Origin of the sequence: Kamptonema animale CS-326 (assembly GCF_028330895.1) — a bacterium.
Taxonomy (GTDB): Bacteria; Cyanobacteriota; Cyanobacteriia; order Cyanobacteriales; family Microcoleaceae; genus Kamptonema; species Kamptonema formosum.
In genome coordinates this window covers 1-12,557 of the sequence record NZ_JAQMUA010000500.1, presented here as the reverse complement: position 1 = coordinate 12,557, position 12,557 = coordinate 1, and the positions used below count along the sequence as shown (strand labels likewise).

Annotated in this window: 14 protein-coding genes and 1 tRNA gene; 5 read left to right on the top strand and 10 right to left on the bottom strand. The window is 42.0% G+C overall.

The window, feature by feature from the left end:
* Positions 1-92 precede the first annotated feature (92 nt).
* Positions 93-164, bottom strand: a tRNA-Gly gene (locus PN499_RS29425).
* 438 nt (positions 165-602) lie between these two features.
* Here PN499_RS29425 and argZ point away from each other — a divergent pair.
* From argZ to PN499_RS29405, 4 genes are all read left to right on the top strand, one after another.
* Positions 603-2,717, top strand: coding sequence for a bifunctional arginine dihydrolase/ornithine cyclodeaminase (gene argZ / locus PN499_RS29420; protein ID WP_272037212.1), 2,115 nt, complete (start codon positions 603-605; stop codon positions 2,715-2,717).
* A 259-nt stretch (positions 2,718-2,976) separates the two neighbouring features.
* Positions 2,977-3,201: a hypothetical protein gene (locus PN499_RS29415; protein WP_272037210.1), complete on the top strand. Its 225-nt coding sequence runs from the start codon at positions 2,977-2,979 to the stop codon at positions 3,199-3,201.
* 68 nt (positions 3,202-3,269) lie between these two features.
* Positions 3,270-3,464: a hypothetical protein gene (locus PN499_RS29410; RefSeq protein ID WP_272037208.1), complete on the top strand. Its 195-nt coding sequence runs from the start codon at positions 3,270-3,272 to the stop codon at positions 3,462-3,464.
* On the top strand, positions 3,457-3,681 hold the full coding sequence (locus tag PN499_RS29405; RefSeq protein WP_007357359.1) for a hypothetical protein: 225 nt from the start codon (positions 3,457-3,459) through the stop codon (positions 3,679-3,681). Before PN499_RS29410 ends, PN499_RS29405 begins: the two co-directional genes overlap by 8 nt.
* Positions 3,682-3,749: 68 nt before the next feature.
* Here the strand turns inward: PN499_RS29405 and PN499_RS29400 are convergent, their stop codons facing one another.
* From PN499_RS29400 to PN499_RS29365, 9 genes are all read right to left on the bottom strand, one after another.
* Positions 3,750-4,937 carry a CapA family protein gene (locus PN499_RS29400; RefSeq protein WP_272037205.1) on the bottom strand — a complete coding sequence of 396 codons (1,188 nt, stop codon included), beginning with the start codon at positions 4,935-4,937 and terminating at the stop codon, positions 3,750-3,752.
* A 159-nt stretch (positions 4,938-5,096) separates the two neighbouring features.
* A complete protein-coding gene (locus PN499_RS29395; RefSeq protein WP_272037203.1) occupies positions 5,097-6,875 on the bottom strand; it encodes an N-acetylmuramoyl-L-alanine amidase in 1,779 nt (592 codons plus the stop codon).
* Between the two features lie 301 nt (positions 6,876-7,176).
* Entirely contained in the window at positions 7,177-8,865 is a 1,689-nt protein-coding gene (locus PN499_RS29390) for a potassium channel family protein (protein ID WP_272037201.1), read from the bottom strand.
* Positions 8,866-9,087: 222 nt separating this feature from the next.
* Complete coding sequence (locus PN499_RS29385) at positions 9,088-9,315, bottom strand: type II toxin-antitoxin system HicA family toxin (protein WP_272037199.1); 228 nt, start codon at positions 9,313-9,315, stop codon at positions 9,088-9,090.
* Entirely contained in the window at positions 9,308-9,517 is a 210-nt protein-coding gene (locus PN499_RS29380; RefSeq protein ID WP_272037197.1) for a type II toxin-antitoxin system HicB family antitoxin, read from the bottom strand. The genes PN499_RS29385 and PN499_RS29380 overlap by 8 nt, the downstream gene beginning before the upstream one ends.
* Before the next feature lie 162 nt (positions 9,518-9,679).
* The gene (locus PN499_RS29625) at positions 9,680-9,781 is read right to left on the bottom strand and encodes a DUF6883 domain-containing protein (RefSeq protein WP_334311733.1); all 102 of its coding nucleotides are present in this window, start codon (positions 9,779-9,781) and stop codon (positions 9,680-9,682) included.
* Positions 9,782-9,831: 50 nt separating this feature from the next.
* A complete protein-coding gene (locus tag PN499_RS29375; RefSeq protein WP_272037195.1) occupies positions 9,832-10,017 on the bottom strand; it encodes a DUF6883 domain-containing protein in 186 nt (61 codons plus the stop codon).
* Between the two features lie 248 nt (positions 10,018-10,265).
* The gene (locus PN499_RS29370) at positions 10,266-10,859 is read right to left on the bottom strand and encodes a hypothetical protein (protein ID WP_272037193.1); all 594 of its coding nucleotides are present in this window, start codon (positions 10,857-10,859) and stop codon (positions 10,266-10,268) included.
* A 45-nt stretch (positions 10,860-10,904) separates the two neighbouring features.
* Positions 10,905-11,504 carry a hypothetical protein gene (locus PN499_RS29365; RefSeq protein ID WP_272037190.1) on the bottom strand — a complete coding sequence of 200 codons (600 nt, stop codon included), beginning with the start codon at positions 11,502-11,504 and terminating at the stop codon, positions 10,905-10,907.
* A gap of 331 nt (positions 11,505-11,835) precedes the next feature.
* On the opposite strand from PN499_RS29365, the gene PN499_RS29360 reads away from it, so the two are divergent.
* Positions 11,836-12,432, top strand: coding sequence for an Rpn family recombination-promoting nuclease/putative transposase (locus PN499_RS29360; RefSeq protein WP_465249980.1), 597 nt, complete (start codon positions 11,836-11,838; stop codon positions 12,430-12,432).
* The last annotated feature ends 125 nt before the right edge of the window (positions 12,433-12,557 follow it).

The following is a 12,557-nucleotide window of genomic DNA, read 5'->3' as shown; positions in this document are numbered from 1 at the left end:
GTTTACTTACCGCGCCTGTTGGCGGCGTTACAAATATTTTGCGGTAAGTCGCGATCAAAAAAATCCGCACCGCGCAAAACCTTGATTAAATAAGCGGACGATGGGACTCGAACCCACGACGTTCAGCATGGGAAGCTGACATTCTACCACTGAATTACATCCGCGCTCACCTCTTAGATTATTTGATTTTACCTGATTGCCTGAACGTAATACAAGTAGATTAAAAAATATTATGCTTTACATCTAATGGCTGGCTGGCAACTTATATTAACAGGACTTAGGCAATAGTTAGGTCGCTATCCTGGTGCTAAATCAACCGCCAGGATGGTGGCGTTACGTAAATAATGTGTAAGCCCTAAATTAAGTAAATTCACTTAAAAAAGTAAAACACAAATGACTAAAAAGCTTGCTGTATAAGCATTTTCGTTTATGCCTTCACCTACCAAGCCATCTTGTGCCACGTTCCTCTTGCATGATATAGTAGAAAGTTAGCCTTTCTGCCGCCAGACTTTCCACCCCTAAAGCTAGGAGTGATTCGCGTAGTCTTTATACAAAGTTCTGCCAACATCCGTCTGTAGCGTCTACCTCACCTTAACCAGATTATGACAGATTCAATTCGTTTCCTCATGTGCGCCCCCGACCACTACGACGTGGATTATGTGATTAACCCTTGGATGGAGGGGAACGTCCATAAATCATCGCGCGATCGCGCCGTCGAGCAGTGGGAAAAACTGTACCACATTCTCAAAGAAAATGCGATCGTAGACCTCGTAACCCCCCAAAAAGGTTGGCCCGATATGGTCTTCACCGCCAACGCCGGCCTCGTCTTAGGGGATACATTCGTCCTCAGTCGCTTCTACCACAAGGAACGCCAAGGCGAAGAACCCTACTTCAAAGAATGGTTCCAAAGCAAAGGCTACACCGTCCACGAACTCCCCAAAGACCTACCCTTTGAAGGTGCAGGTGACGCTTTACTCGATCGCGAAGGCCGCTGGTTGTGGGCCGGATACGGCTTCCGTTCCGAACTCGACTCGCATCCCTACTTGGCAAAATGGCTGAACATCGAAGTAATTTCACTGCGTTTAAGTGATGAAAGATTCTATCACTTAGATACCTGTTTCTGTCCCCTTAGTGGTGGCTATTTACTTTACTATCCACCTGCATTTGATTCCTACTCTAACAAAGTAATTGAAATGCGGGTAACACCAGAAAAGTTAATTGCTATTGAAGAAGCAGATGCCATTAACTTCGCCTGCAATGCTGTCAATATTGACAAAATTGTAGTGATGAATAAGGTGAGCGAATCTCTGAAGAACCGCATAGGAAATGCAGGTTTTAAAGTAATTGAAACCCCATTGACAGAATTTCTAAAAGCTGGCGGTGCGGCTAAGTGCTTGACACTACGGGTAACAGAACCAGTACAGGAAGATCGCTCCGCAAATGTGATGGTAGAAAGCCGCACAATTCGCATGGAAGGTCACTTACTAGACTCTGGATTAATTAGCCAAGCCTTAGACCTAATTGTGGAAAATGGCGGTAGTTTCCAAGTGCTGAATTTCAATCTGGGAGAGCAACGTCAAAGCACTTCATCGGCTGACGTTAAAGTTTCTGCTCCTTCCCACGAGGTGATGGAAGAAATTATCAGCCTATTAATTGACTTGGGTGCAGTACCACCACCGCAAGAAGTTTGCGATGCCAATTTAGAGCCTGTTATCCAAGATGGCGTAGGGCCAGATGACTTTTATGTTAGCACAATTTATCCGACTGAAGTGCGGGTAAACGGTGAGTGGATCAGAGTTGGAAATCAGCGGATGGATGGCGCAATTGCCATTACTGAAACCCCAGATGGAATTACTGCGAAGTGCAAAATTTTGCGGGACTTAAAAGTAGGTGAAAAAGTAGTTGTTGATGTTGTTGGTATCCGCACAATCCGCAAAGCTGAATCGCGGGAACAACGCAACTCTCAGGAATTCAGCTTTATGTCTGGCAGTGTTTCTAGCGAACGCCGCGTAGAATTGGTAGTGGAACAAGTAGCGTGGGAATTGCGGCAAATTCGCGATCGCGGCGGTAAAGTTGTGGTGACAGCAGGGCCAGTGGTAATTCATACTGGCGGTAGCGAACACTTAACACATTTAATTCGTGAAGGTTACGTGCAAGCATTGTTAGGTGGAAATGCGATCGCAGTTCATGACATGGAACAATCCACGATGGGTACATCTTTAGGTGTTGATATGAAGCGCGGCATTGCTGTTCGCGGCGGACACAGGCACCACCTGAAACTAATTAATTCGATCCGGCGTTATGGCAGTATTTCCAAAGCTGTTGAAGCCGGATTTATTACTAGCGGTGTGATGTACGAATGTATCAAGAATAATATCCCATTTTCTCTGGCAGGTTCTATTCGCGATGATGGGCCACTTCCTGATACTCAAATGGACTTAATTAAGGCTCAGGAAGAATATGCTGAGTTATTGCGTGGTGCGGACATGATTTTGATGTTGTCATCAATGTTGCACTCAATTGGTGTGGGGAATATGACCCCAGCAGGAGTGAAGATGGTGTGTGTTGATATTAACCCGGCGGTAGTTACAAAATTAAGCGATCGCGGTTCCATTGAATCAATTGGTGTGGTTACGGATGTGGGATTATTCCTCAGTTTGTTGGTGAATCAATTGGATAAATTGACTAGCCGTTATCATGTAGCTCAAACTATGTAGATTGAGTTAGTAAGGTGGGAATTACCCACCTTACACTCGTGATATTGTCTTTTTGAAATCGACTGCATTATAATGGAGCCAACACCAGAACAACTTCGCACACTATATGTGACTGGACGACAATTAACAGCAGAACTCAAATGCTTAATTAGGTTAATTGACATTTTCCCCAATGGGGACTTGTGCATTGTTATTCAACCCAGACAATTCCCCGATCAACGTATAATTTTTTACATTTATCCCAATGGAGGTAAGCGATATGTCTGAAGATATCAAAGAACAACTCAAACAGCTAACGAATGATGAATTAATTGATTTTGCCCTAGAACATTTAGGGGAAGAAAATGAATATGTTCGGCACTTAGCCTTAATGGAACACCATGAGAGAGCTAAAAATGATCCAAACACAATAACGGATCTGCCTGGAGAAGATAAAGGTTTGCGATTGAAGTTGGCTCAGATAATGGATAAGGCAAGGCAATAAGTAAAAGTAAGGTGTGAATTACCACATTATACTAACAATATTGCCTTTTTGAAATCAACTTGATTATAATGGAGCCAACACCAGAACAACTTCGCACACTATATGTGACTACACACCAATTAACTGCACAGCTAAAATGCTTTATTCGGTTAGTTGACATCTTCCCCAATGGAAAATTGTACATGGTGATTCAACCCCGGCAATTCGCCGACCAACGTATGATTGTTTACATCAATCCTAATGGAGATATAGAATATGTCTGAAGATATTAAAGAACAACTCAAACAGCTAACAAATGATGAATTGATTGATTTTGCCCTAGAACATTTGGGTGAAGAAAATGAATATGTACGGCACTTAGCTATGATGGAACACTATGAGAGAATTAAAGACGATCCAAATACATTAAGAGATCGAGCAGGAGAATTTAAAAACTTGAAAGTGAAGTTGGCTCAGATAATGGATAAAGCAAGACAATAAGTAATAGTATCGATGAATATTTGTCGCGCTTGCCTGGGGGTGAAGATTGGAATTTAGAGAGTTAAGAATTATTTTTTGCTACTCCCAGACTCAAGATGACTGTTCATTGTCCGCAAATTTTTCTCTAAAGCTGCATATTCTGTCTTTGCAAGAAGTTTATCGTTTTTATTATTCACAACAACTTCTAATGGCAAAACCCGATAATTTAACTTTCCATTTTGGCTGTAACGATGTACCCAAGTAGGAATTGCTTCCACTTTCCCAATTTCTATCGTTTTTTCTGGGAATTTTTTGCGGACATTTACGGTAAAAATAACTCCCAAGTCTTTATAATTCCCAATTTGACCCGAAATAAAATTACCCATTGAATAAATTACCACTGCTTTTCTAATACTACCATCTTTTCTGGGCAATTCAAAGATTTTATAAGGCTGGACAACGTGGGGATGACTACCGAGAATAATATCCGCACTTGCTTTGACTAAGCTATCAACCAGTTTTTTTTGTTGAGCATTTGGTTGACGCTGATACTCTTCGCCAAAATGCAAACTAATTGTCACTAAATCGGCTCCCTGCTTTCGCGCTTTGGCAATATCTTTAACGATTTTCTGCTCATCGATTAAAGAGACAAGATAGTTTTTACCTTTGGGAACAGGGATGCCATTGGTTCCGTAAGTATAGGCTAATATTGCCATTGAAATATTATTTTTAGTAACTATTAAAATTTTCTCTGCTTCCTTGGCAGATGTGGCTGTACCTGTTGAGTTAAGTTCGCGATCGCGTACATTTTTTATAGTATTAATTACTCCCTTTTCTCCTCTATCTAAAGAATGATTATTCGCTGTCGTCAAAATATTAAATCCTGCACCTTTAACAGCATTTGCTAATTCTGCTGGTGCATTAAACAGTGGATATCCCGTATATCCTCCTGCATCTTCACCCGCTAAGGTTGTCTCTAAATTACCAATTACCCAATCACCAGTTAATAGAATTTGTTTAACCTCTGTGAAAAAACTATCGAATTTATACGTTTTATTTTGCGAGTCATAACCCGATTGCGTTTGACTTTTGTGCATCATAATATCGCCAACAGCGATTAGTTTGGCTTCTTTGGTATAAGATTGCGGTTTGACGGGAACGGAAGGTTGAGAGGATGGACTATTATCTGAGATTAGTGTGCGATCTGAATTTTGGGAGAGATTGCATCCGGGAAGAAAAACAATGGCAATTATTAATAATGAATATCTGAGTTTCATCTTATTTTTAGCAGTTTTAGGCATTTTATAGCAATCGCCAAGATTATTAGGAAAATTTTAGTTGTTTGAGAACTTACGTAACACCGCTCTCGCTTGTGGTAGAATAACCGCCAAGATGGCGGCGTTACGTAAAGCTTGCTTGCATAAGTCCTATTTTTGTTATCGGGTAGCAAACCATTCAGTAATTCCTTGCGCGATCGCATTTGCTAACTTTTTCTGTTCTGTCGGGTTTACAATCCATTCAAACTCTACTGGATTAATCATAAACCCTAATTCCATTAATACAGATGGAGCGACAGCGGGACGAGTCATTGCTAAATTATTCCAGAATACGCCATAGGTCGGGCGATCTAATTTTTCTACTAAATAATTGTGCAAGAACATTGCTAAACTGTGCGCTTGGGGATGAAACCAAAAAGCTCCAATTCCTTTAGTTTTAATCGCATCGCCGTTATCTGGCAAAGCATTGTAATGCAAAGAAATGGCGATCGCAGGTTCTTGTTTATTAATCATTTCTACCCTTGGCGGCAAATCTAAATCAATATCTTCCTCGCGTGTCATAATCACATTTGCACCCCGATTTACTAATTCTTCTCGTACCAACTTTGAGATAATCAAAGCTACACTTTTTTCACGATAACCTGTTGGCCCGATACCCCCCATATCTTGCGCGCCGCCATGTCCCGGATCGAGGAGTATTTTAATTCCTGCTAGTGGCTTTTCTGTTGTACTAATTTTCGCCCCTACGGGTGGATGTTTCAGAGATAGGATTAAAGTTGTCCCCTCATATCTCAACTTATAACCCCAATGTTGAGCGGATTTGAGATTGAAAGTATATTGCACTTGTTGGGGAGATATTTGTTGCCAGTCTAAACGCGAAATTACTGGGTCATCATCGAGGCGAATAATGTCAGTTTGAGCGGTAGTATTATATAATGTGAGAATAAAGGTTTGTTCTCCCTGTTGCACGGCGACTGGAACTGCTACTTCTAAGGGGAATCGCACCTCTGTCCACTCGCCAACTTGACGCGCACTGGCACTGCGAATTAGCGATCGCACTGGCACTGCATCTTTGAGAATCCGCACCTCTGAGGCTTTAATCCAGGCTCCATAATCCAATCTTAGCCACTCTCCCTCGCGCGATACGATCGCGGCCCTAGTTCCCTTGGGCAGGGGTGTCAAGCGCGAGAAATCCGTACTGGGGCCCGTTCTAGCAACACCCGCATCTGCGGTTACTTCCGCTACTTCAAATTGAGTCGGAGACAAAATTGTAATCTTGCCAGTACCTTGTTGAGTCACAGTTTGACCGTTTACTGTTAGTTGAAATTGGGGTGATCCTAAATCTAGTTTAGCTTTTTCTCCCGTTTCTAAGGATATTTGAGCGCAACCTTGGTACTGTCCGATCGCGCTTTTTTCAGGGGAATTTCCCCCAACTAATACAGCCTTATTATCTGGCAAATCCACTTGCGATCGCGCCATTAAAGGAATCGTGTCACCTGCCAATTTTACTGACACCTGCGCGTTAGGAGGCGCGATCGCGCTGAAGCAAATTAACTCTCCAGGCATTCTCGCTATATCCTGTGACGGCATCAACGAAGCTTTGGCAAACGTCGCACCCACAGGCACTTCTGGCTGATTTGACTTGCGCGTTACCTTAATTTTTACTTCCTGATTTTCATAGCGCAAACTAAAGCTATTTTCTCCCGCCTGCAAGGGGAAAGTCGGAGCAAAATGTCCTGCTGGACTGCGGTTTTCAATGGGTTTACCATTGACAAATACCTGTCCTTGTGCGGGTGCTGTGCCGATTAAGAAAATGCGATCGGCAGTCGTTTCGTGATTAGCAGGAGGATAGGCAACAAATAAAGGTTGAGCTGCTACGGCTACGGATGCGATCGCCACAATTATTGCCAATACCAATAATCCTAAAATTTTTCTCATAAAAAAAGGATGGGAGTTTGGAAACTCAGTGTCTTCAGACCTGAGAGGAAAAACGACGCAAGGGAATTTATTCCCTCGTGTTCTTAAAGAATTCTACACAGGATTTACGCACATTGAGGTCAGAAACCGGGTTTCTTTGTAAATCTCTCGTTGAGAAACTAAGGATTTTTCACAGAAACCCGGTTTCTTTGTGTAACGGGTTTCTTTGTAAATCTCTCGTTGAGAAACCAAGGATTTTTCACAGAAACCCGGTTTCTTTGTGTAATTCCTACTAAAATACCCTATTTTTCCCCTTCCTTTTTCAATTTCTAATTAATTCCGTAGATACGGATCTCCACAATTGCTCTAGTCTATTAGCTGGCATTGTTAAATACAAAACATCCCCAGCACTAAGGTAAAAGTTTAGCAAATCCCAGCCGTGAATTGTTTGGCAATTAGTTTCGGCATACAAAGGTACAAAATCAGCAGACATAGCAGCATCTTGAATGCGTTGGCCGCAAAAGGGATGTCCTGGTGTAATTAATGTTGCTAAGGCAACCCAGAGACTATCTAATGTCATCCCATTACCAAAAATTCGCCCTCCAATTGCTGCCGCAGCGAAGGCAGGAGCGGCTATTTCTGTCGGACTTAATACGGCTTCAAATTCAAAAACTTGCTGCACCATGAGTGCAAAATGTGGGTCTTGATTGCGAACAATAACTGGCAGTTTGGGTGCTAATCCTTTAGCGCTTAAGGCAATTTCTAAATTTGACATATCGCTGCTAGTAACTGCTAATAGCGCTTCGGCTTGTTTAATATTAGCTTCTTCTAGAATTGAAGATAAACTTGCATCTCCTTGAATTACGGGAATTTTTAAGGAGCGAGCAGTGCTGAGGAATCTATTGTTAGAGTCGCTATCTATAACTGCAACTTCATGGCCGTTGGCTTGGAGTTGTTTGGCAATCTGTACTCCTATCCCTCCCAGACCACAAATTATATAGTGATTTCGTTGGGGAATTCGCGCAGCATCCCAATATTCTCTTAAGCGGGTTCCTAATATAAAATCGTTGAGGAGTGCGTAGAATAGGCCGATCATTCCTGCCCCAACTAACATCATAACAACGGTGAATATTTTAATACTATCAGGGGCATTTTCTACTACTTTATCGTTCCCTCCAGCTCCGGTAATCATGCCGACGGAAAAATAGAAAGCATCAACTATGGAAACATGAAAATTTACAGTTGTATATGTGAATGTGGCTGCTAAAATTATTAGTAAAAGAGTGATGCTAACGCTGACTGCTGATTGAGTTTGCTGCTGAAGTCGCCGTAAATTAGTGAGGATTTTAAGTAGTTTTTGGGTAAAAGTTTTGCGGCGCGATCGCACGCTGGGTTGAGTGGCAATAATCAGGCGATCGCCTTGCTGTAAATATCCATGAGCTAGAACCGCCGATACTAGGTCAATTTTATTATCCGCTGGCAGATAATAGATGAGCATTCGCGATCGATCTTCCCATAAATCCCTCAGTTTTCGACCTTTCCAGGCATGATTTTCATCGATATATTCTTCGTGAATCGGCCAAGTCTGGTTAAATAGGCGCAACTGTCCAATTGCTTGATTGCCAAGAGCTGCAAAGGAAAACACGGGAGCGGCTAAGGAGGAAACGCTCATTGTGGTATGCTCCGGCAGGGTATGATCTAGGCGATCGCCAAGGCTGGTATTGAAGAGGCGGTTAATGATGCGAATTTTAGGATTGAGAATCCTTGCCTGCATCAAAATTGCCAAATTTACGGCATCGTCATCTCCTGCTAAAACGAGGGTATGAGCGTTTTGGATGCCGGCGGCTAATAAACTTGAGGCTGCTTGTAAGTTGCCTACTATGACATCCGAACCTTCACATCTTAAAGGGCGATCGCTGATACCAACCACGATCGCGCCTTGCTGTCTTAATAAACAGAAAATCTTGTACCCTGTGCGACCTAAGCCGCAAACTATGATTCGAGGTTTCATAGAAAGTTCGTTGCAATACAATCTAGGAGTTGCCTAGATTGTGCAATTTACTATTATCTAGTGCTGGGACTTGGGAGATTGTAGCTAAAAATACTATTGGACATTTTGATTTAAAATGGCTGCGGTCTGATTTTAATAGGAGCTCAAGTGATAATTTTAAGTAGTTTTTGGCTAAAAGTTTGGCGGCGCGATCGCGGATCGGAGAAACTGGGTTATTGGTATTTATAAATTCGCGATAAACTCATCAGGTGTGACTTTTGCTTGCTTTAGAACACCGCTGAGTGTCCCAATTTTTAATTCGCGGTGGATTGGTACAACGCAAACAATTTCTCCGTCGGGGAGAGGTTTTTTAAGGATAACATGGCTACCAGTTTGTCTAGCTTGATAAAAGTCTAAACGTTCTAATACACGAATTGCTTCTAGGCTTGATATTCTGGGTAATCTAGGCATAGCTAATCTCTATGCTAGTGACAAACCTGGGACTAACGTCGGGTAATGGACACTCTTCGAGATAAAGTTTTGTAGCTTCTTTGAGGTTGGCGATCGCGGCTTCTATGGTTTCGCCTTGATCGATTGTACCGACTTCTGGACATTCGGCAATATACATATCTTCTTCTTTGTAAATGATGGCTGTTAAGCTTTGAGTTTTCATTATGATTTTTGCTTACATCATTAAAGTTTACTTAGTTTTTATTTCCTAGTTTATCTCAGATAGAACTTTTTGGCAACCACAGGGGGAAAGAGGCGCGATGCCTGCGGCTGGCGTAGCTGCGGCGCTTGGGGATGCTGTCAAGTTCTTGAATCATTTTCTTTTTTAATCTGGTGGATAGGCACTTATTAACCTGGGAATTTCGCCTCCGGTTTCAATAAACCAGACAGAACGCACAAAGGGTTTTCTGCCATCTGCTGCGAGGATTTCTCCTTCAACAACGTACCGAGTGCCAAAAGGAGATTCTTCAATTTTAGCTAAAATTCATGGTCGGCGGCATGACGCAGTAAAGCAATTGCCATAACTTCCCAATCATAGACGGAAAATCCAAACCGCAAAAAAAAATTTGCTTTGCTTTTCCCGTCGCGGTGCGTGAGTGAGAGCAGATATTCAGTGATTTTCTTTTGAGGAACGACTGCTCTTTCATAATGGGGCAGTTTCAATGAGTATCTCCAGTGCTTACTCTTTGTATATTAACTAAGGTTGAGGCGATTAGTTCAGGTGTGACCTTAGCTCTCCGGGGAACTTATACCAATTCTCTAAATGCCAACTACAGATAAAGTATCTAATATATTTAGGGTAGTTTAACCCATTTGTAGTCATAGTTTCAAAAATTGGTATTACTTGGTAGACTTAAAACTTTTGTTCAATGTCAATTTCCCTCGAATTTGTTACTTTTCCTTCTGTGTTCTTACTTATGAGTTTCGGGAATAACTAAACCATTCCTGTATATTTTTTTTACATATCTATAATTATAATTAACATTAACTGGTCCTTTGCATCTAGCCATTACATCACTTGATACATATCTATTAACCCAATTCCACATCACATCGCCTTGATTTCCCCATTCCAAATTGGAGGTTGATGGTCCATGTTCTAGTGTAAAATTATAATCCACATAAAATTCTATTGAGGCATTATTAATATTGATATCTCTAGCATAAGGTGTCTGTTTTAACGATTCACTACACAACTTTGCTATTTTTTCTCCGCCTGCAAAGTGAAAAACTTGGATAGAACAATTAACCAGTGATCCGCAAATAAATGCCATAACGAAAACACCGGAAAGAACATTCTTAATCTCTTCCTTTTTTTTAGTATCAGAAAAAGCTAAGACAAGCATAATAAAAGTAAAGAAAATAACTGCGAAAATCCAATTTATAATAAAAAGGATAGTAAAGACCATTAAAAGACCAATGAGTTGTTTGTCTGGAACTGACAAGTCATTTTTAATTTTGTTATTCTTTTTGTTTAACTTAACATTATTATTCTGCTTTTTCATGATGGGGCAGTTTCAATTAGTATGGCAGTGTTTACTATCTTTATATTAACTAGGGTTTCGCCAGATAGCAAGTAATAAAGCATGATAACTATTGGTAGTCTTATATTCAATCCTAACAGCCACCTCCTCATCAGGAACCGGATCGCCCTCCAGCATCACCTGTAAACAACCATCTTGCAAACTCGCAGTCGCACTAATCCCCTTATTTTGCAACGGCAGATTTAACAGAGATGCGATCGCCTCCACATCCCCAAGCTTAGCCCGTTCCTTCAAACTCAGCGGCTTTGACTCCGTTACCTCAGTAGAAACAGGCGATCGCGCCTCACTCACATCCGCAACAGGTAACTTTTGCCCCGCCATTTCAAACTGTTGATGCCACGCCGGCATCTTTGCGCCCGTCTGTCGCCCGTAAACCTTCACTTTCTCAATGGATGCAGCCCCCAAACCAGCGATCGACTTACTCATATATGCGGCCAAGACTTGCTGACTAGGGACTTCCACCGCTTCCAGCATCACCTGTAAACAACCCTCCTTCAAGGCAACTGTGGCAGTAATGCCCTTGGGTTGTAGCTGACGGTTCAGTAGAGATGCGATCACCTTTGCATCTCCCTGTTTAGCGAGTTCCAGAATATTCTGTTGTGTCATAACAGTTAGATACAAGTAGCGCTTAGGATAACCTTTTGTAGTCTTAAGTATAAATTATTTCCTAAATATTAGAGGTTGTCAAGCAAGATAAATAGCAGGTCGTCCCAGAAACCGGGTTTTTGAGATCGTATGTGGGTAACAACGAAGTATTTTCGTAAAAAACCCGGTTTCTTTGGTTGGGTGCGTAAGTCCTGATAAAGTCATATTTAGTAAATTTTTCCCATCGCAACTAGGTCAGAAAAAGTCACATTTAGCTGGTTGCTACAAAAAAATTCCTATTGAGTTAGGTTACAATTAAATCCATTAGACCTCTCTAAAAACACCCGACATCTTGGCATCTGATAACACCTGCAAATACCTTGTAGAACAATATCCAGCCGCCTTTGTTCGCTGGCTACTCTCAACTGAACCCGTTGACATTCAGGTACTCAAAACTGAATTGAGCCTTGAACCCATTCGAGCCGATTCTCTGACACTTTTGCAAACCGCCAATCAAATTCTACACTTAGAATTTCAAACTCTACCCTACTCTCAACCACCCATCTCTTTCAGAATGCTTGACTACTGGGTGCGGCTGAAAAGACTATATTGGGATGCAGAAATAGTGCAAGTCGCGATCTACTTAAAACCCACAGATTCACAACTTGTATTTGTTGACCAATTTATCGAAGCCAACACCCAACACCGATATCGAGTGATTCGGATGTGGGAGCAAGATCCGGCTCCGCTATTAGCAAATCCCGCTCTTTTGCCATTTGCCACCCTCGCTCGCAGCGACTCCCCGGCATCCTTGCTCGCACAAGTTGCCCAGGAAGTTGCTAAAATTGAGGCAATCGATGAGCGGCGGAATCTGTTAACCTGTGCCGATATTCTCGCCGGTCTGCGGTTTGAAAAAGATTTGATTCGCCAACTATTTAGGGCTTGCTGAATCAGTGCCCGGAGGTGATGCAGTCTGGGTTATGCGATCGCGGAGGGAGAGTATGGTGCAAGAAAAACAGGTAAAATAGGTCAAAAGCCTTGCATCACCATCCCTCACCATGTACAGAAAAGCTG